Source organism: Klebsiella sp. K5-306, from assembly GCF_051835185.1.
In the GTDB taxonomy this organism is placed as follows: domain Bacteria; phylum Pseudomonadota; class Gammaproteobacteria; order Enterobacterales; family Enterobacteriaceae; genus Klebsiella; species Klebsiella oxytoca.
Genome location: NZ_JAIFJY010000032.1, coordinates 1 through 19,441, shown reverse-complemented (window position 1 = coordinate 19,441; position 19,441 = coordinate 1). Strand labels below are relative to the sequence as shown.

Genomic DNA, 19,441 nt, shown 5'->3' with positions numbered 1-19,441 from the left:
CTCTGTTACGCGCGGACGATGCGATTCTTGCCCTGCTGCTTGGCTTTATACAGCGCTTCATCAACGCGCACGACAAGCTGCTCCAGGGGTTCCATATTCCATTCGCCGAGACCTGCGCTAAAGGTGACCGTTAGCCCTTCTTCACGCCAGGAGCGCTGCGCAACGCGGGCCCGCCAGCTCTCCAGCAGCTTCAGAGCGTCATCGCTATGTCCGGTGGTAAAGATCACCGCAAACTCCTCCCCGCCGTAGCGGTAAAGTGAAATTTGCAGAGGTTGGAGGATCTGCAGTCCTTCCCGTGCGACATTGCGCAGAACGATATCGCCATTGAGATGACCCCAGGTGTCATTTATCGTTTTAAAGTTATCAATATCCACCAGCGCGAGAGAGAAAGGTTGATGATCGTTCATCAGCGCGGCGATATCATTGTCGAAGGCGCGTCGGTTCTTGCAGCCGGTTAGCGCATCGATGGTCGCCTGGCGAACGTAGGTTAACTCGCGCTGCTTATTGCTCTCGATGGCTTTGCTGAGCATCGCTTCCAGCCGCGGGGCGCGCTGAACATCCCCGGTTTTAATGGCATTGATGATGTTCATCAACACCGTACGTGAAGCATGGCGCAGATACAGGCCAAACAGCACGATAACGATCGCGGCCAGGGCAAAGCTCCAGGCGACGATATCCGTTTCATGGCGAGTCAAGTTGACCAGCGTCGAGTTATCGACCCGATAAATGACAAACCAGTCGGGGTTGGTAAACGAGTAGTAGTAGTACCAGGCGTTCGTATCGGTATCGTAGAGCTGGCCTTCGCCGCTGGTCATTCTGTCCATCAACGCTTCACTGACGTAGGGTTTAAATAAGGCGCCAGGATCCGGATGGAGAACGACTTTACCATCGCGTTGCACCACAAAAAATTCCCCCTGGACCGGAGCAACCATCTGCCGTAACGCGTAGCCCATTGAGGTGAGATCGAGATGAAATGCGAGACTGCCCTTTAGCCGTCCCTCTGGAGAAATTATGGGTTTGTAGACGGTAATCGTCGGATGATGCGTGAAGTAGTCGTTGTACGGGCTGGTATACCGGCTGAAGGTACTGGCTTCCGCTTGTTTAATAAACCACGGTCTCGATTTGGCATCAAAAGACTGACTGTCTTCCGTCTCCAGAACCTCGGGCGCGCGCAGGTAGTGCCCATTGGTATCCGCCAGCGAGATGGACGAAACGGTTTGCATCATATTTTGCAGCTGCATGAGCTGCATCAAACCTTTTTCAGGATTGACGTTAACCGCCTCATTGAGCGCATCATTGCGGGCAAAGAAAGTGGCGGCACGGGTGAGGATAAAGTCATTGCCCTGCAGCAGCGTCTCCGTGTAGTTGGTCGCCATATTGTGGGTGAAATTGCGGTTAATATGATGATAATCTTCAAGAAAATCATTTCGCTGCGTCGTCGTGGCGAACACCGCTATCAGCAAGAAGCTGAATAAAATACCGGCGAACCCGATCACAATCGGCGAGGTGAAAGAGAGCTTTCTATTATGGCGAGCCATGAGTCGTAAATCGTTCCAGAAGCGTTAAACCGTGGAGAAAGATGCAGGTTTAGCCAGCATGCCTGCCGATTGAATCAGATAAATCTCCGGTAATTATAACGCTGACGTTGTGAGATGGACTGATTAATATTCCATGTTGATGGAATTGCCTTTGCAGCGAAGAGGATGGAGCAGGGCGAAAATGAGGAAGAGTTAGCTTTCGCCCTGGACAGCATCCACTGCTGACAAGGGCAGGATAGAGAAACGGAAACACGGTCACCATCTTCCGTTTCTCTGATTACGAGCGTGCACCAGGAACTTTTAAGTCGTTACATCTCTTATCATGATGACTGGGAAGCGCGTCCCAGCCAGCTATCCCAGTCTTTCCATACCGGCTGCAGCCCGCTGGCCACCAGCGCGCTGGCAACCTCTTCCGGACGGCGGTCATCGTGAGGCGCGAACTGCTCCAGCTCCGGATGGTTATCGGCATACCCACCGGGCTGAGTTTTTGAAAACGCGCTGACGTTGTTGATGGCCAGCGGGATGACCCGATCGCGGAACCAGGGGGATTCGCGGGTGGATAACGAAAGTTCTACTTCCGGGGCCAGCAGGCGGAAGGCGCAAATGGTTTGCACCAGCTGTCGTTCATCCATCAATGAGGCAGGTTCGATACCGCCGGCGCACGGGCGCAGTCGCGGAAAGGAGATGGAGTAGCGGCTGCGCCAGTAGCGCTGCTGAAGCCACAGCAGATGTTCCGCCACCATAAAGCAGTCCACGCGCCAGCTGTCGGAGAGGCCAATTAATGCGCCAAGGCCAATCTTGTCAATTCCCGCCTGGCCAAGCCTGTCCGGCGTATCCAGCCGCCAGAAAAAGTCCTGCTTTTTCCCTTTCAGATGGTGTTTCGCATACATGCTTTCATGATAGGTCTCCTGATAGACCATCACGCCGTCCAGCCCGAGGGTTTTCAGCTCGGCGTATTCCTCCCTCGCCAGCGGCTGGACTTCCATATGCAGCGAGGCGAACTGGCGGCGAATCGCGGGCAGATGCTGGCGAAAGTAGTCCATGCCGACTTTGCCCTGATGCTCGCCGGTCACCAGCAGCAGATGCTCGAAACCCATTTCGCGAATTGCCGCGCATTCACGGGCAATTTCCGCCTCATCCAGAGTTTTTCGCTTGATGCGGTTACTCATTGAGAAACCGCAGTAGGTACAGTCGTTGGCGCACAGATTAGAGAGATACAGCGGCACATAAAAGCTGACGGTATTACCGAAACGCTGGCGCGTCAGACGCTGAGCACGCTGGGCCAGAGGCTCCAGATAGCCAGCAGCGGCGGGGGAGAGCAGGGCCATCATGTCGTCGCGGCTGAGCTGTTTGGCCGCCAGGGCGCGTTCAACGTCGGCGGTGGTTTTCGCGTTTATTCGCAGGCGAATATCGTCCCAGTCCAGCTGTCGCCAACGGTCAGTGAAGGTGTTCATACCTGCGCCTCCAGAAAGCCGGTCAGCGGGCTGGTGGCCTGCGCCTGCGCGCTGCGCGCGCCCGGTCCGGCCTGCCGCGCCAGTAATCCGGCATCAATCGCCAGCCGGAAAGCCCGGGCCATGGTAACAGGGTCATCGGCAACGGCGATGGCGGTATTCACCAGGACCGCGTCGGCACCCATTTCCAGCGCCTGCGCTGCGTGGCTCGGCACGCCAATACCCGCATCCACGACCACCGGCACCGTGGCCTGTTCGATAATAATCTCCAGCATTGCTTTGGTTTCCAGTCCCTGATTGGAGCCGATGGGCGCGCCGAGCGGCATCACCGCCGCGCAGCCCGCTTCTTCCAGACGTTTACACAGCACCGGGTCGGCGCCGCAGTAGGGCAGCACGACGAAGCCTTCCCGAACCAGAATCTCCGCCGCTTTCAGCGTTTCGATCGGATCGGGGAGCAGCCAGCGGGCGTCCGGATGAATTTCCAGTTTCAGCCAGTGGGTGCCCAGCGCTTCCCGAGCCAGGCGGGCGGCAAATACCGCCTCTTCCGCCGTTTTGGCCCCGGAGGTGTTGGGGAGCAGGCTAACGCCGGCCGCCAGCAGCGGCGCGAGGATGGCGTCATTATGCTGACGGAGATCGACGCGCTTCATCGCCAGCGTCACCAGTTGGCTACCGGAGGCGCGAATGGCCTCCACCATGACCTCGGGAGCGGCGAATTTACCGGTGCCGGTGAAGAGATGTGATTCAAACGTTTTATCTGCAATACGTAACATGTCAGCCTCCAGCGATAACCTGAAAAAGCAGGATTTGGTCGCCTTCCTGCAAAAGATGATCTTCCCACCGTTCGCGCGGCAGGATGTGTTGATTGAGCGCCAGCGCGACGCCCGGCAACTGCTGTTCCAGTTGAGCGAGCAGGGCGGCGACGGAGGTCGCTTCGGCACACTGCAACGGTTCATCGTTAAACCACACCTGCATGCTGCCCTCCACAGACCGGACAGCCCAGAGATCGCTGTAATGTCAGCGTACGCCAGCTGCTGGTGCGCGCATCAAACAGGCGCAGCGCGTTACGCGGCGCCGCCATGCCGCTGAGCAGTTTGATGGCCTCCAGCGCCTGTAGGGTTCCCATCATGCCGACGACCGGGCCAATGATGCCCGCCGTGCGGCAGTTGCGTTCGGGTTCGTTAGCATCCGGCCACAGGCAGCGATAACAGCCCTGCTCCCACGGCGGCGTCAGTACCATCAGCTGGCCTCCGAGTCCGACAGCGCTGGCAGTAATCAACGGCGTTTTAAGCGCGACGCAGGCGGCGTTGATCGCCTGTCGGGTCGCCATGTTATCGGTGCAATCCAGTACCACATCGGCCTTCGCCACTTCCTCCTGCAGGGCCTTTCCGCCTAACCGCTGCTTCAGCGCAATCAGTTCAATCTGCGGATTTAGCCGAGCCAGCCGGGCCCTGGCGGCCGTGGTTTTAGGCTGAGCGATATCATCGCTGGTGAACAAAATTTGTCGCTGCAGGTTGCTGACGTGAACGTCGTCGTCATCGGCCAGCGCCAGCGTGCCGACGCCGGCTCCGGCAAGATAGAGCGCGGCGGGGGAACCCAGCCCGCCGAGACCCACGATCAACACCCGGCTGGCCAGCAGCTTTTGCTGGCCTTCAATGGCGATATCCTCCAGCAGCAGCTGGCGGCTATAGCGCATAAAATCGCTGTCATTCATCACCGGCTCCCGCTATCTCAAGCAACCGTGCCGTTGCCTGCCGCCAGTCGGTCGCCTGGGTGATGGCGCTGACTACCGCAATGCTGCCGACGCCGGTGGCCAGTACTGCCGGAGCGCGCTCAAGGCTGATGCCGCCAATCGCCACGGTTGGATAATCCTCCAGTCGCTGAATATGCTGCGCCAGCTGATCCAGCCCCTGAGGGGAGGAAGGCATCTGCTTGGTTTGTGTCGGAAAAACGTGACCAAGCGCGATGTAAGAGGGACGCGCCGCCAGCGCGATATCCATTTCCATATCGTCATGGGTGGAAACGCCAAGGCGCAGTCCGGCGTTGCGGATGGCGCTGAGGTCGGTGGTTTCCAGATCCTCCTGGCCTAAATGCACGCCATAAGCCTGATGTTTAATGGCCAGGCGCCAGTAATCGTTAATAAACAGCCGCGCATGGTATTTGCGTCCCAGCGTGATAGCGGCAACGACATCGTCTTCGACATCACTATCGCGCTTATCCTTGATGCGCAGCTGGAGAGTGCGAACGCCCGCAGCCAGTAAGCGTTCGATCCACGCGACGCTATCGACGACCGGATAGAGGCCTAAACGGAATGGGACGGATGGAAAATCGGGTTGATACATCAGGCTTCCTCCTTACGTAGATAGATTTCACTGCCGCGGGCGCGGAAGTTTTCCGACATATCGGCCATCCCCACTTCGATGGTCTGCGCGGCGGCGTAGTCGCGAACTTCCTGGCTTATCTTCATTGAGCAAAATTTGGGGCCGCACATGGAGCAGAAGTGGGCCACTTTGCCTGACTCCTGCGGCAGGGTTTCGTCGTGGTAAGCGCGCGCGGTGAACGGGTCGAGCGCCAGATTAAACTGGTCTTCCCAGCGGAACTCGAAGCGCGCTTTCGACATGGCGTTATCGCGGATTTGCGCGCCGGGATGGCCTTTAGCGAGGTCTGCGGCGTGGGCGGCTATTTTGTAGGTAATCAGGCCCTGCTTAACGTCCTCTTTATTCGGCAGGCCGAGATGCTCTTTCGGCGTCACGTAGCAGAGCATCGCGCAGCCGAACCAGCCGATCATGGCTGCGCCAATCCCGGAGGTGAAATGATCATAACCAGGCGCAATATCGGTGGTTAGCGGCCCTAAGGTATAGAAAGGCGCTTCGTGACAGTGCTCCAGCTCTTCAGTCATATTGCGCTGAATCATCTGCATCGGCACATGGCCCGGGCCTTCGATCATCACCTGTACGTCATACTCCCACGCAATTTGGGTTAGCTCTCCCAGCGTGTGCAGCTCGGCAAACTGCGCTTCGTCGTTGGCATCCTGAATCGAGCCCGGGCGCAGGCCATCGCCCAGCGACAGCGAAACGTCATAGGCGGCGCAGATTTCGCAGATTTCACGAAAATGTTGGTAGAGAAAGTTCTCTTTGTGATGGGATAAGCACCATTTCGCCATGATTGAGCCGCCGCGGGAGACGATGCCTGTCAGGCGTCTGGCGGTCATCGGCACGTAGCGCAGCAGCACGCCCGCATGGATAGTGAAGTAGTCCACCCCTTGTTCCGCCTGTTCGAGCAGCGTGTCGCGGAAGGCTTCCCAGGTAAGATCTTCGGCGATCCCGTTTACCTTTTCTAACGCCTGGTAGATCGGCACGGTACCGATCGGTACCGGACTATTGCGCAGGATCCACTCGCGGGTCTCATGAATATAGCGGCCGGTGGAAAGGTCCATAACCGTATCCGCTCCCCAGCGCGTCGCCCACACCAGCTTCTCGACCTCTTCTTCTATCGACGAGGTGACCGCTGAGTTACCAATATTGGCGTTAACCTTCACGAGGAAGTTGCGGCCGATGATCATCGGCTCGGATTCCGGATGATTTATATTGGCCGGGATAATCGCGCGCCCGGCGGCAACTTCAGCGCGCACAAATTCCGGGGTGATATTCTCCGGCAGCCGCGCGCCAAACCCGACGCCCGGATGCTGCTGGCGCAGCACTTCACCACGAATGCGTTCGCGACCCATATTTTCGCGAATGGCGATGAATTCCATCTCAGGAGTGACAATCCCCTGACGGGCATAGTGCAGCTGCGTCACGCATTTCCCGACGATGGCGCGCCTGGGCGTAAGCAGACCGGAAAAGCGCAGCGCGTTAAGACCATCATCCGCCAGCCGCTCTCTGGTATAGGCTGAACTGCGATCGCTAAGCGTTTCGCAGTCGCGACGCGCATCAATCCACGGCTGACGCAGTTTCGCCAGACCCTGCTGAACGTTGATCGCGATGTGCGGATCGCCATAGGGGCCGGACGTATCGTAGACCGGGATGGCTTCGTTTGCTTCATACTGAGGATGGTCTTTGCTGCCGCCGATAAGCGTCGGGCTCAGCTGAATTTCGCGCATCGGCACGCGAATATCTTCCTGCGAACCGCGGATATAGATGCGCTGCGAATTGGGAAATGCGGTGCCTTCCAGGGTGTCGATAAAGCGCTGGGCGTGTTCGCGTTGCTCTCGACGCGTAAGTGATGTTGTAGACATAGCTCATTCCAGTTAAACAGGATATGGCTTGCCAGACGACGGATGGAGTAACAGATGCGATCGGCCATGAAGAGGCAGATGCTAAACGCAGTTTACTCTTGTTCCCTTCGCAGGTATTAGCCTGATCAGGTTCCGCGGATCCCGAATTAACGGTCTCAGCCTTTTCCAGTGGGGAAAATGGGCACTCCGACAAGATGACATCCCCTCTCAGCGAGGGGGAATGTATGTAAACTACGCGTTAATGGCTCACAACTCAAGCGGTCGGCGCGATATTGTCGCTAACGTTGTCTTTTCGACTGTGGGCTACGGCGAGGGCAATCAGCGAATCTTCCAGCGCAAAACGGGCTTCCAGCGCTTCACCGATGTCCGATAGCGCCTGCTGGAACTCAAGATAGTTATCGTGATCGATAGCGTTTTCGAGGCAGGAATCGTAATAATCCATGATCTGCTGGGTATTAGCCTGCAGCTGTGGATAAATCTTAGTGGCGGCTAAAAGTGGCGTATCGCCTTCCAATTCGCCGATAAAGCGTTCATAAATATTAAAATGGCCGGAGGAGAGGTAGTCCACCAGGCTTTGGCAAAAATCATCCAGCGCTTTCTCATTAAGCCGCATAAATGATTCTTTGCCAGGCTTCAGGCCAACCAGGTTGTAGTAAGCCACAAGCAAATGCTTACGTACTTGTAGCCAGCGATCGACCAGTTTATTGCTGCCTCCAACACGTTCCGTCAGGTTTTCCAGCTGGTTTAACATGGTTGACTCCGCAAGGTTTTAAGAGAAATACGTTGCTCACCAAAATGTAAATTTAATGTTAAAAGTGCCAGTAAAATGAAGGTAGTGCAATAGATATGGATCGTATTATTGAAAAATTAGATCGCGGCTGGTGGATTGTCAGCCACGAACAGAAATTATGGTTACCCGATGGGGAATTACCATATGGCGAAGCGGTAAATTTTAATCTTGCCGGGCAAACCGCGCTGCGAATAGGCGAATGGCAGGGCGAACCGGTGTGGCTGGTGCGCCAGGATCGTCGCCATGAGATGGGATCGCTGCGTCAGGTGCTCGATCAGGATGCTGGCCTTTTTCAACTGGCGGGACGCGGGATCCAGCTGGCGGAGTTCTACCGCTCGCATAAATTCTGCGGCTACTGCGGCCATCCCATGCACCCCAGCAAAACCGAGTGGGCAATGCTATGCAGCCACTGCCGCGAACGCTACTACCCGCAAATCGCCCCGTGCATTATCGTCGCCATCCGTCGGGATGATTCTATCCTGCTGGCGCAGCATACTCGCCATCGCAACGGCGTGCATACGGTGCTGGCCGGATTTGTCGAAGTCGGCGAAACCCTGGAGCAAACCGTTGCCCGCGAAGTGATGGAGGAGAGCGGTATCAAGGTGAAAAACCTGCGCTATGTAACCTCCCAGCCCTGGCCGTTCCCGCAATCGCTGATGACCGCGTTTATGGCCGAGTACGATAGCGGCGAGATTGTCATCGACAAGAAAGAGCTGCTGGAGGCGGGATGGTATCGCTATGACAATCTGCCGCTTTTGCCGCCGCCGGGCACCGTGGCGCGCCGGCTGATTGAAGATACCGTGGCGATGTGTCGGGCAGAGTATGAGTGACATGTTACATGCACTTTATCCTTCAAATTGCCTCTTTGTTGGCTGCTTTTACTCACCCCAGTCACTTACTTGAGTAAGCTCCTGGGGTTCATTCAATTGCCGCCTTGATCCACTTTGAATGATTTTGTGTATAAACTTGGCGCATCAACGCTAAAGGAATGTAAAAATGACCGAACTGAAGAACGATCGTTACCTGCGCGCGCTGCTACGCCAGCCGGTTGATGTCACCCCGGTGTGGATGATGCGTCAGGCGGGCCGCTATTTACCGGAATATAAGGCCACCCGCGCCGAAGCGGGCGATTTTATGTCGCTGTGTAAAAACGCAGAGCTGGCCTGTGAAGTGACGCTGCAGCCGCTGCGCCGCTATAAGCTGGATGCGGCTATCCTCTTCTCGGACATTCTCACCATCCCGGATGCGATGGGGCTGGGGCTCTATTTTGAAGCCGGGGAGGGCCCGCGCTTTACCTCGCCCATTACCTGCAAAGCCGATGTCGATAAATTACCCGTTCCAGACCCGGAAGGTGAGCTTGGCTACGTGATGAATGCCGTGCGCACGATTCGCCGTGAGCTGAAGGGAGAAGTGCCGCTGATCGGCTTTTCCGGCAGCCCGTGGACGCTGGCAACCTATATGGTGGAAGGCGGCAGCAGCAAAGCGTTTACGGTAATTAAAAAGATGATGTACGCCGAGCCGCAGGCCCTGCATGCGCTGCTCGATAAGCTGGCGAAAAGCGTCACGCTGTATCTGAATGCGCAAATCAAAGCGGGCGCGCAGTCGGTGATGATTTTTGATACCTGGGGCGGAGTGCTGACCGGCCGTGACTACCAGCAGTTCTCGCTCTATTACATGCATAAAATCGTTGATGGGCTGCTGCGTGAAAACGATGGCCGTCGCGTGCCGGTGACGCTATTTACCAAAGGCGGCGGGCAGTGGCTGGAAGCGATGGCGGAAACAGGCTGCGATGCGCTGGGACTCGACTGGACCACCGATATCGCCGATGCGCGTCGTCGCGTCGGTCATAAAGTCGCCCTGCAGGGCAATATGGATCCCTCGATGCTGTATGCCCCTCCGGCGCGTATTGAAGAAGAGGTGGCGACTATTCTCGCCGGGTTTGGCCAGGGTGAAGGCCATGTCTTTAACCTCGGGCACGGAATTCATCAGGATGTTAACCCGGAACATGCGGGCGTATTTGTGGAGGCAGTGCACCGGTTGTCGGCGCAATACCACCGTTAAGGAGTGAATATGGATTTGTCATCGCTACGCACACAGCAGCTCAGCCTGGCGGCATCGGTTGAACGAGGCGATCGGTTGGAACAGGATCCGCCGACGCTGATCGGCGGAGCGGATGTCGGTTTTGAGCAAGAGGGAGAAATCACCCGGGCGGCGATGGTACTGCTAAGCTATCCGTCCCTGGAGCTGGTGGAGTATCAGGTCGCGCGCGTCGCGACCACGATGCCTTACATTCCCGGCTTCCTCTCCTTTCGCGAAACCCCCGCGCTGCTGGCGGCATGGGAGCTACTTTCGCAAAAGCCGAATCTGTTATTCGTTGATGGCCACGGTATTTCCCACCCGCGCCGCCTCGGCGTCGCCAGCCATTTTGGCCTGCTGGTGGATGTACCGACTATCGGCGTGGCGAAAAAACGGCTGTGCGGTAAGTTCGGGCCGTTGGGCGATGAACCCGGCGCGCTGGCGCCGTTGTTAGATAAAGGCGAACAGCTGGCGTGGGTCTTGCGCAGCAAAACGCGCTGCAATCCGCTGTTTGTGAGTACCGGGCACCGCGTTGGCCTGGATAGCGCGCTGATGTGGGTGGAGCGCTGCCTGAAAGGCTATCGCCTGCCTGAGCCAACGCGCTGGGCCGATGCGGTGGCGTCCCGGCGTCCGGCGTTTGTGCGTTGGCAAGCAAATCGCGACTGATTCAGGTACACTGCGGCTAATTTCTGACTTCGAGATTTCATCATGTTACAAAACCCGATTCACCTGCGTCTGGAGAAGCTGGAAAGCTGGCAGCACGTGACTTTTATGGCCTGCCTGTGCGAGCGGATGTACCCCAACTACGCTATGTTCTGTCAGCAAACGGAATTTGCCGATGGCCAGCTTTATCGCCGTATCCTCGATCTGATCTGGGAAACGCTGACGGTAAAAGATGCGAAGGTGAATTTCGACAGCCAGCTGGAAAAGCTGGAAGAGGCGATTCCGGCCGCTGATGATTACGACCTGTACGGCGTCTATCCGGCCATCGATGCCTGCGTCGCATTGAGTGAACTGCTTCATTCGCGGCTAAGCGGCGAAACGCTCGAACACGCCATCGAAGTCAGCAAGAGTTCGATCACCACCGTTGCGATGCTGGAAATGACCCAGGCTGGTCGCGAAATGACCGACGAAGAGCTCAAAGAAAACCCGGCTGTCGAACAAGAATGGGATATTCAGTGGGAGATTTTTCGTCTTCTGGCCGACTGCGAAGAACGCGATATTGAACTGATCAAAGGGCTACGTGCAGACCTTCGCGAGGCCGGTGAGAGCAATATTGGTATAAATTTTCAGCAATGAGACCAGAAAACGTGATTTACCGCCTGAATTGTAGCGTCTGAAGGCTTCCATTCCGCCCCCCGTCTGGTCTACATTTGGGGGGCGAAAAAACGTGGCTATCGGTGCGTGTATGCAGGAGAGTGCTTTTCAGGCATTTCCGTCGCACTCGATGCTTAGCAAGCGATAAACACATTGTAAGGATAACTTATGAACAAGACTCAACTGATTGATGTAATTGCGGACAAAGCTGACCTGTCCAAAGCACAGGCGAAAGCTGCCCTGGAATCTACCCTGGCTGCAATTACCGAGTCTCTGAAAGAAGGTGATGCTGTTCAACTGGTTGGTTTCGGTACCTTCAAAGTGAACCACCGCGCTGAGCGTACTGGCCGCAACCCGCAGACCGGTAATGAAATCAAAATCGCCGCAGCAAACGTACCGGCATTTGTTTCAGGTAAAGCTCTGAAAGACGCAGTTAAGTAAGACCGCGTGGCAGTGTACAGTTTTATCGAAGGGGCTTGTCGGCCCCTTTTGTCTATCTGGCGCCGCACGCTGGCGCTGGCGGGCGTATTGCTGCTCACTGCCTGCAGCCATGATTCCTCTCTCCCGCCGTTTACCGCCAGCGGTTACGCGGAAAACCAGGGGGCGATGCGTATCTGGCGCAAAGATTCCGACGGTGAGGTCCATCTCCTTGCCGCCTTCAGTCCATGGCGTCATGGTAATACCTCGACCAGCGAGTATCGCTGGCAGGATGGTCAGCTCGCGCTGATCGAGCTCAACGTCTACGGCAAACCGCCGGAACATATTCGCGCCCGGTTTGATGCGCAAGGCGAACTCAGCTTTATGCAGCGTGAAATCGATGGGCAGAAGCAGCAGCTTTCCAGCGATCAGGTTGCGCTATATCGCTATCGGGCAGAGCAAATACGCCAGACCAGCGATGCACTGCGTCAGGGACGCGTCATGCTGCGCCAGGGGCGGTGGCATGCTGACAGGACGGTAACCACCTGCGAAGGTCAGACCGTGAAGCCTGACCTCGATACGCTGGCGTTGGCGCATATTGAGCGTCGTCAGAACCACTCATCCGTCGAGGTGAGCGTGGCGTGGCTGGAAGCGCCGGAAGGCTCTCAGCTGCTGCTGGTGGCAAACGAAGACTTCTGTACCTGGCAGCCGACCGAAAAAAGCTTCTGAACCTTACCAGTGGTTCATCCCCATATGACCGCGGCCTCCGCCGCAGCCTCCACGTCCCATCCCCTCGCCGCGAGGAATACCCGCCTGCGCTAATGCGAGATCGAACTTCACCCGCTGCTGGGCAAGCTTCTGACCGAGAGCGTCCATCTCCTGGGCGACGGATTCGATTTTCGCGCTGTCAGGTTTATCGGTGGTTAACAGCGCGTTGTATTCATAGCGTTTTGAAATGAGCTGCTGACGTAAAACGCGAGTTTGCTCATAGAAATCATTATGCAGCTTCTGGGCAGTGGCCTGCTGGTCGGTCGTCAGCTGACTATAGCCCTGGGGGCCCATACCGGTACCGTTATTCCAGTGGTGCCTTGCCCAGGCTGAGCTACTGCCGAAAGTCAGCGCGGCGAGGGCAATCAGCGTCAGCGTCATTTTTTTGTTCCGTTTCATAGTTTATTCTCCTGCCTTATGGTTACTCAGTGATTTGCATCTTCCGTGCCAGAGTGGAAAGGCCGCAGGATATCGGGCGTTGAATGCTTTTCAGCGGACGAGAGCGAGTAAAAATGACTCGCGGTAAAGGGCGCAGCGGGTCATTTTTACTCGATCGCCTTCCCGGTTTGCGCCCAGGGAGAGGTTAGAGGCGGCGGAATAGTGGCATGATTTCTGCTGGGCTATGCGGTGTCTGAGGAAAGGGAGTTGTCATGAACGTGATGCGGTTGTCTAAGGATTCCGTCGCCGTTGGGCTGAGCTGGTTGTTAACCGGCCTTATCTTACTGCTGGTGTGCCTGTTTTCTGCGTTAATCGTGCGTGACTATGGCCGTGAAAATGAAGCCGCACGCCAGACTATCCAGGAAAAAGGCAGCGTGCTGATCCGCGCTCTTGAGTCCGGAACCCGGGTCGGAATGGGAATGCGTATGCATCATTCCCAGCTGCAGGCGCTACTGGAGGAGATGGCCTGGCAGCCCGGCGTGTTGTGGTTCGCGGTGACAGATGAGAACGGTAAAATTATCGCCCATAGCGACCCGCGGCGGGTCGGTGAGTCGCTCTACCCCGCCAGCACCCTGCGAGAGCTGAATATCGGTAGCGAGGAGCGCTGGCGCCGCCTCGAACAACCGGAGCCGGCGCTGGAGATTTATCGCCAGTTTCGCCCGCTTAACAGCGGTGGGCATCATATGCGCATGATGATGCGTCGCGAATCTGCCGATCTCCGTAATCAGGCGCCCCAGGTCATTTTTATTGCCTTTGATACCCGCGAGCTGGATGCCGACCATGCTCGTGGCCTGCGCAATATGGTCATCATGCTCTGCGCGGCAGGCGTAGTCATGACGGCAACGGTGCTGGCGCAGTTCTGGTTTCGCCGCTATCAGCGTTCGCGCAAGCAGCTGCAGGAAGCGACGGCGCGAAAAGAAAAGCTGCTGGCGCTCGGTCATCTGGCCGCGGGCGTCGCCCATGAAATCCGCAACCCGCTATCATCCATAAAAGGGCTGGCCAGGTATTTCGCCGAGCGGACCCCAGCCGATGGCGAAGCGCATCAGTTGGCCCTGGTGATGGCCAGGGAAGCCGATCGCCTGAACAGGGTCGTCAGCGAGCTGCTGGAACTGGTGCGTCCGGCGCATTTAAAATATCAATCGGTTGATTTAAATGAAGTCATTACGCATTCGCTTCAACTGGTTAGCCAGGATGCCGCCAGCCGGGCGATATCTCTGAAGTTTATCGCGCAGCCCGCGCTATGCCGCATCCAGGCCGATCCGGATCGTTTAAAACAGGTGCTGCTCAACCTTTATCTCAATGCTATCCATGCCATTGGCCGCGATGGCGTGATTACGGTGGCGGTGAGAGAGTGCGGCGATGGGCGAGTAAAGGTGAGCGTTGCGGACAGCGGCAAAGGGATGACGGCGGAACAGCTACAGGCCATTTTTACACCGTACTTCACTACCAAGGCCGACGGCACCGGGCTGGGGCTGGCGGTGGTGCAGAACATCGTTGAGCAGCACGGCGGAACAATTGACGCCGAGAGCACTCCCGGCAAGGGCGCGCTATTTACGCTCTATTTGCCGGTTAATGGGCAACAGAAGGATGAACAAGGATGAGTGGCGAGCAGGTCGATATTCTGGTGGTGGACGATGACATCAGCCACTGCACTATCTTACAGGCGTTGTTGCGGGGCTGGGGTTATCGGGTTGCGCTGGCTTACAACGGCGTACAGGCGCTGGAACAGGTGCGCGAGAAGGTGTTTGATCTGGTGCTATGCGACATCCGCATGGCGGAGATGGATGGCATCGAAACGCTGAAAGAGATCAAAACCTTGAATCCGTCGATTCCCGTTCTGATTATGACAGCGTACTCCAGCGTCGACACCGCTGTGGAAGCGCTGAAATCCGGTGCGCTGGACTACCTGATTAAGCCGCTGGACTTTGACAAGCTGCAGCTGACGCTATCCGAGGCGTTGGCTCACACTCGGCAGAGCGAGTCTCCCGTTGCCGGGACTCCGGCCGCCCAGTTTGGCATGGTGGGGGATAGCCCGGCGATGCGGGCGCTGCTGAACAATATCGCCCTGGTTGCGCCCTCCGATGCGACGGTATTAATTCACGGCGAGTCGGGCACAGGGAAAGAGCTGGTCGCGCGGGCGCTGCACGCCAGCAGCGCTCGCAGCCGCCAGCCGCTGGTGATCCTCAACTGCGCGGCGCTTAACGAGTCGTTGCTGGAGTCGGAGCTGTTTGGCCATGAGAAGGGCGCGTTTACCGGCGCGGACAAACGGCGAGAAGGGCGCTTCGTTGAAGCGGACGGCGGTACGCTTTTCCTCGATGAAATTGGCGATATTTCGCCATTGATGCAGGTGCGTCTGCTGCGGGCGATTCAGGAGCGTGAAGTGCAGCGGGTGGGCAGCAATCAGACCCTTTCGGTCGATGTACGGCTAATTGCCGCCACCCACCGGGATTTAGCCGAAGAGGTCAGTGACGGGCGTTTTCGCCAGGATCTCTACTACCGCCTGAACGTCGTGACTATCGATATGCCGCCGCTGCGTCATCGCAGGGAGGATATCCCCCAACTGGCGCGCTATTTCCTGCAACGGTATGCCGAGCGTAACCGTAAAGCAGTACAGGGATTTACGCCACAGGCGATGGACTTGCTCATCCACTACGCCTGGCCGGGTAATATTCGCGAGCTGGAAAATGCGGTGGAGCGGGCGGTGGTCCTGCTGACCGGAGAGTACATCTCCGAACGCGAACTGCCGCTGGCAATTGCCGGTACGCCAGTTGCGGACGTGTTGCACGGTGATGATGTTATTCAGCCGCTGGTGGAGGTAGAGAAAGAAGCGATCCTCGCGGCGCTCGAAAAAACGGGCGGCAACAAAACTGAAGCCGCCCGTCAGTTGGGCATTACGCGCAAAACGCTGCTGGCAAAGCTCAGCCGTTAGCGGTTTTGCTCACGTTCGATAGCGCGCCAGCCGATGTCGTTACGGCTAAAGCTGCCGTCCCAGCTGATATCGCTCATCAGGGCGTAAGCGCGCTTTTGCGCTTCAGCAACGGTGCGACCCAGCGCGGTGGCGCAGAGTACCCGGCCGCCGCTGGTCAGCACGCGATCGTCATCAGCGAGTCTGGTGCCGGCGTGGAAGACCTTGCCGTCTGCCGTTTCTTCCAGCGGCAGGCCGTGGATCTCATCGCCGGTGCTGTAGTTGCCCGGATAACCACCGGCGGCGATCACGACGCCCAGCGAGGCGCGCTCGTCCCACTCGGAGGTTTTCTCATTCAGCTTACCGTCGCAGGCGGCGAGGCACAGATCCACCAGATCCGATTTCATGCGTAGCATGATCGGCTGGGTTTCCGGATCGCCAAAGCGGCAGTTGAACTCGATTACCTTCGGGTTGCCCTGTTTGTCGATCATCAGGCCCGCATAGAGGAAACCGGTGTAGGTATTACCCTCCGCTGCCATACCTTTTACGGTTGGCCAGATAATGCGTTCCATGGTGCGCTGGTGAACCTCATCGGTGACCACCGGTGCCGGAGAGTAAGCGCCCATACCGCCCGTGTTCGGGCCGGTATCGCCATTGCCCACGCGTTTATGATCCTGGCTGGTGGCCATCGGCAGGACGTGCTCGCCGTCGACCATCACGATAAAGCTCGCCTCTTCGCCGTCGAGGAACTCTTCAATGACGATGCGGTGCCCGGCGTCGCCAAAGGCGTTACCTGCCAGCATGTCTTGAACGGCGGCTTCCGCTTCTTCCAGCGTCATGGCGACAATCACGCCCTTGCCGGCGGCCAGGCCGTCGGCCTTGATAACGATGGGCGCGCCTTTCTCACGCAGGTACGCCAGCGCGGGCTCGACTTCGGTGAAGTTCTGGTATTCCGCTGTCGGAATGTTATGGCGGGCAAGAAAATCTTTGGTGAAGGCTTTAGAGCCTTCCAGCTGCGCCGCGCCTTCCGTTGGGCCGAAGATTTTCAGCCCCGCGGCGCGGAACGCATCCACAACGCCAATCACCAGTGGCGCTTCCGGGCCAACGATGGTCAGATCAATTTTCTCGCTTTGAGCAAAGCTCAGCAGCGCCGGAATATCGGTGACGCCGATAGCCACATTCTGCAGCGCTGGTTCCAGGGCGGTGCCCGCGTTACCCGGGGCGACAAAAACGGTATCGACTTTTGGCGACTGCGCCGCTTTCCAGGCCAGGGCGTGCTCGCGGCCGCCGTTGCCAATAACTAATACTTTCATCGTCTGCTCCGTGAATTAATGGCGGAAGTGGCGCATGTCGGTGAAGATCATCGCGATGCCGTGCTCATCGGCGGCGGCAATCACCTCTTCGTCGCGAATAGAACCGCCGGGCTGAATGACGCAGCTCACGCCAACGGCAGCGGCGGCATCAATACCGTCGCGGAACGGGAAGAAGGCGTCGGAGGCCATTGCCGAACCTTTCACCTCCAGTCCCTCATCGCCTGCTTTAATCCCGGCGATTTTGGCAGAGTAAACGCGGCTCATCTGACCTGCGCCTATTCCGATGGTCATGTTCTCTTTGGCATAAACAATGGCGTTAGATTTAACGAATTTCGCAACGATCCAGCAGAACAGCGCATCGCGCAGCTCCTGCTCGGTCGGCTGGCGTTTGGTAACCACGCGCAGTTCGCCTTCTGTGACCATACCCAGATCGCGGTCCTGAACCAGCAGGCCGCCATTAACGCGTTTGAAGTCCAGACCCGGCACGCGCTGCGTCCACTGACCGCAGGTCAGAACGCGGACGTTCTGTTTCGCAGCAGTGATCTTCAGGGCCTCTTCCGTCGCAGACGGTGCGATGATCACTTCAACGAACTGGCGGGAGATGATGGCCTGCGCGGTTTCGGCATCCAGTTCGCGGTTAAACGCGATAATGCCGCCGAAGGCTGAGGTCGGGTCAGTTTTGTATGCGCGGTCGTAGGCATCCAGAATAGAGGTGCTTACCGCTACGCCACATGGGTTGGCGTGCTTCACAATAACGCAGGCCGGCTCACTGAATTCTTTGACGCATTCCAGCGCGGCATCGGTGTCGGCAATGTTGTTATAGGAGAGGGCTTTACCCTGAACCTGCTGTGCCGTGGCGACAGAGGCTTCTTTGATTTCTTCTTCTATATAGAAGGCAGCCTGCTGGTGGCTATTTTCACCGTAACGCATATCCTGCTTCTTAATGAAGTTCAGGTTCAGGGTGCGCGGGAAGCGGCCAGCGGCTTCTTTGCTCTCGCCGTGATAGGCCGGAACCATGCTGCCGAAGTAGTTGGCAATCATGCTGTCGTAGGCGGCGGTGTGTTCGAATGCTTTAATGGCGAGGTCGAAGCGGGTGTCGAGGGTCAGGGAGCCTTCGTTCGCATCCATCTCTTTAATAATGGCATCGTAGTCGCTGCTCTTCACCACGATGGCGACGTCTTTATGGTTCTTCGCCGCCGAGCGAACCATGGTTGGGCCGCCGATATCAATGTTTTCTACCGCATCTTCCAGCGAGCAACCCTCGCGGGCAACGGTTTGAGCAAACGGATACAGGTTAACAACCACCATATCAATAGGCGCGATACCGTGTTGTTCCATAATGCCGTCATCCTGGCCGCGGCGGCCGAGAATGCCGCCGTGAACTTTCGGATGCAGAGTCTTCACGCGTCCGTCCATCATTTCCGGGAAACCGGTGTAGTCAGAGACTTCGGTAACCGGCAGACCTTTCTCAGCCAGCAGGCGTGCGGTACCACCCGTAGACAGTAGCTCGACACCACGAGCGGAAAGCGCCTGCGCGAATTCGACGATACCGGCCTTGTCAGAAACACTGAGCAGGGCGCGGCGGACTGGACGACGTTGTTGCATGGTATTAAATCCCCAGGATTTGAATATTACAGAGAGCGTTAGGTGAGTTTTTGCCTAAAAACTCACCTAACGCACCCAACCGGGCATCCTTGTTATAGCGCGGCATTGTAACGAAAACGTTTGCGCAACGCTCGCGAATTTTTATCTTTCTCTTTTTAGCCCTGAACGACGGCTTATATAGAGAGGTGGCGTGGCTTTTGTTTTGGGGTATCGCCCGACATCTGTGGATAATTCTGTGCGTAACAGGGTATAAAGCGGGGTTTTGCTGGGGAATGCAGCAGTCAGTCATTTTTCTGCAATTTAACTATTGCGGATGCCCGGGAACTCCCTATAATGCGCCTCCATCGACACGGCAGATGTGAATCACTTCACACAAACAGCCGGTTGGTTGAAGAGAAAAAATCCTGAAAAACAGGGTTGACTCTGAAAGAGGAAAGCGTAATATACGCCACCTCGCAACGATGAGCGAAAGCCGCGTTGCACTGCTCTTTAACAATTTATCAGACAATCTGTGTGGGCACTCAAAGTGACATGGATTCTTAACGTCTTCGGACGAAAAATGAATACCAAGTCTCAAAGAGTGAACACG

General features: G+C 56.9%; 19 protein-coding genes and 1 riboswitch. Of the genes, 8 read left to right on the top strand and 11 right to left on the bottom strand.

Features of this window, described 5'->3' with window-relative positions:
- Positions 1-5: 5 nt before the first annotated feature.
- The 8 genes from K2184_RS27955 to K2184_RS27920 all read right to left on the bottom strand — a co-directional run bounded on the left by K2184_RS27955 (position 6) and on the right by K2184_RS27920 (position 7,974).
- Positions 6-1,538 (bottom strand): sensor domain-containing diguanylate cyclase, encoded by a 1,533-nt coding sequence (locus K2184_RS27955; protein ID WP_004109715.1) that lies wholly within the window; start codon positions 1,536-1,538, stop codon positions 6-8.
- Between the two features lie 320 nt (positions 1,539-1,858).
- Positions 1,859-2,992, bottom strand: coding sequence for a 2-iminoacetate synthase ThiH (gene thiH, locus K2184_RS27950; protein ID WP_004109713.1), 1,134 nt, complete (start codon positions 2,990-2,992; stop codon positions 1,859-1,861).
- Entirely contained in the window at positions 2,989-3,759 is a 771-nt protein-coding gene (gene thiG / locus K2184_RS27945; RefSeq protein WP_004109711.1) for a thiazole synthase, read from the bottom strand. Before thiG ends, thiH begins: the two co-directional genes overlap by 4 nt.
- Before the next feature lies 1 nt (position 3,760).
- Positions 3,761-3,961 carry a sulfur carrier protein ThiS gene (gene thiS / locus K2184_RS27940; protein WP_004109709.1) on the bottom strand — a complete coding sequence of 67 codons (201 nt, stop codon included), beginning with the start codon at positions 3,959-3,961 and terminating at the stop codon, positions 3,761-3,763.
- Positions 3,945-4,700, bottom strand: coding sequence for a HesA/MoeB/ThiF family protein (locus tag K2184_RS27935; protein WP_004109706.1), 756 nt, complete (start codon positions 4,698-4,700; stop codon positions 3,945-3,947). The genes thiS and K2184_RS27935 overlap by 17 nt, the downstream gene beginning before the upstream one ends.
- Positions 4,693-5,328, bottom strand: coding sequence for a thiamine phosphate synthase (gene thiE, locus K2184_RS27930; RefSeq protein WP_004109703.1), 636 nt, complete (start codon positions 5,326-5,328; stop codon positions 4,693-4,695). The genes K2184_RS27935 and thiE overlap by 8 nt, the downstream gene beginning before the upstream one ends.
- The gene (thiC, locus tag K2184_RS27925) at positions 5,328-7,223 is read right to left on the bottom strand and encodes a phosphomethylpyrimidine synthase ThiC (protein ID WP_032729273.1); all 1,896 of its coding nucleotides are present in this window, start codon (positions 7,221-7,223) and stop codon (positions 5,328-5,330) included. The genes thiE and thiC overlap by 1 nt, the downstream gene beginning before the upstream one ends.
- 85 nt (positions 7,224-7,308) lie before the next feature.
- Positions 7,309-7,422, bottom strand: a riboswitch (TPP riboswitch).
- Between the two features lie 54 nt (positions 7,423-7,476).
- Complete coding sequence (locus K2184_RS27920) at positions 7,477-7,974, bottom strand: Rsd/AlgQ family anti-sigma factor (protein WP_004109697.1); 498 nt, start codon at positions 7,972-7,974, stop codon at positions 7,477-7,479.
- Between the two features lie 95 nt (positions 7,975-8,069).
- Between K2184_RS27920 and nudC the strand changes: the two genes are divergently transcribed.
- The 6 genes from nudC (at position 8,070) to K2184_RS27890 (ending at position 12,552) form a co-directional block, all read left to right on the top strand.
- Positions 8,070-8,843 (top strand): NAD(+) diphosphatase, encoded by a 774-nt coding sequence (gene nudC, locus K2184_RS27915; RefSeq protein ID WP_004117114.1) that lies wholly within the window; start codon positions 8,070-8,072, stop codon positions 8,841-8,843.
- Between the two features lie 166 nt (positions 8,844-9,009).
- On the top strand, positions 9,010-10,074 hold the full coding sequence (gene hemE / locus K2184_RS27910; RefSeq protein ID WP_004109692.1) for a uroporphyrinogen decarboxylase: 1,065 nt from the start codon (positions 9,010-9,012) through the stop codon (positions 10,072-10,074).
- A 9-nt stretch (positions 10,075-10,083) separates the two neighbouring features.
- Positions 10,084-10,755 (top strand): deoxyribonuclease V, encoded by a 672-nt coding sequence (gene nfi, locus K2184_RS27905; protein WP_024274894.1) that lies wholly within the window; start codon positions 10,084-10,086, stop codon positions 10,753-10,755.
- Positions 10,756-10,797: 42 nt separating this feature from the next.
- The gene (locus K2184_RS27900; RefSeq protein WP_004117118.1) at positions 10,798-11,388 is read left to right on the top strand and encodes a YjaG family protein; all 591 of its coding nucleotides are present in this window, start codon (positions 10,798-10,800) and stop codon (positions 11,386-11,388) included.
- A 186-nt stretch (positions 11,389-11,574) separates the two neighbouring features.
- Positions 11,575-11,847, top strand: coding sequence for a nucleoid-associated protein HU-alpha (hupA, locus tag K2184_RS27895; RefSeq protein WP_004097675.1), 273 nt, complete (start codon positions 11,575-11,577; stop codon positions 11,845-11,847).
- Between the two features lie 12 nt (positions 11,848-11,859).
- Complete coding sequence (locus K2184_RS27890; RefSeq protein WP_004109689.1) at positions 11,860-12,552, top strand: DUF1481 domain-containing protein; 693 nt, start codon at positions 11,860-11,862, stop codon at positions 12,550-12,552.
- Positions 12,553-12,555: 3 nt separating this feature from the next.
- Here K2184_RS27890 and zraP read toward each other — a convergent pair whose 3' ends face one another.
- Positions 12,556-12,990 carry a zinc resistance sensor/chaperone ZraP gene (zraP, locus tag K2184_RS27885; RefSeq protein WP_023329112.1) on the bottom strand — a complete coding sequence of 145 codons (435 nt, stop codon included), beginning with the start codon at positions 12,988-12,990 and terminating at the stop codon, positions 12,556-12,558.
- 251 nt (positions 12,991-13,241) lie between these two features.
- On the opposite strand from zraP, the gene zraS reads away from it, so the two are divergent.
- Together zraS and zraR are read left to right on the top strand one after the other, a co-directional pair.
- Positions 13,242-14,630 carry a two-component system sensor histidine kinase ZraS gene (zraS, locus tag K2184_RS27880; protein WP_016809149.1) on the top strand — a complete coding sequence of 463 codons (1,389 nt, stop codon included), beginning with the start codon at positions 13,242-13,244 and terminating at the stop codon, positions 14,628-14,630.
- Complete coding sequence (gene zraR, locus K2184_RS27875) at positions 14,627-15,958, top strand: sigma-54-dependent response regulator transcription factor ZraR (RefSeq protein WP_163525837.1); 1,332 nt, start codon at positions 14,627-14,629, stop codon at positions 15,956-15,958. Before zraS ends, zraR begins: the two co-directional genes overlap by 4 nt.
- Here the strand turns inward: zraR and purD are convergent.
- Together purD and purH are read right to left on the bottom strand one after the other, a co-directional pair.
- Positions 15,955-17,247, bottom strand: a complete 1,293-nt coding sequence (purD, locus tag K2184_RS27870) for a phosphoribosylamine--glycine ligase (RefSeq protein ID WP_032729270.1) — start codon at positions 17,245-17,247, stop codon at positions 15,955-15,957. The two genes, zraR and purD, sit on opposite strands and share 4 nt — an antisense overlap.
- Before the next feature lie 15 nt (positions 17,248-17,262).
- Complete coding sequence (gene purH, locus K2184_RS27865) at positions 17,263-18,852, bottom strand: bifunctional phosphoribosylaminoimidazolecarboxamide formyltransferase/IMP cyclohydrolase (RefSeq protein ID WP_049127489.1); 1,590 nt, start codon at positions 18,850-18,852, stop codon at positions 17,263-17,265.
- Positions 18,853-19,441 lie beyond the last annotated feature (589 nt).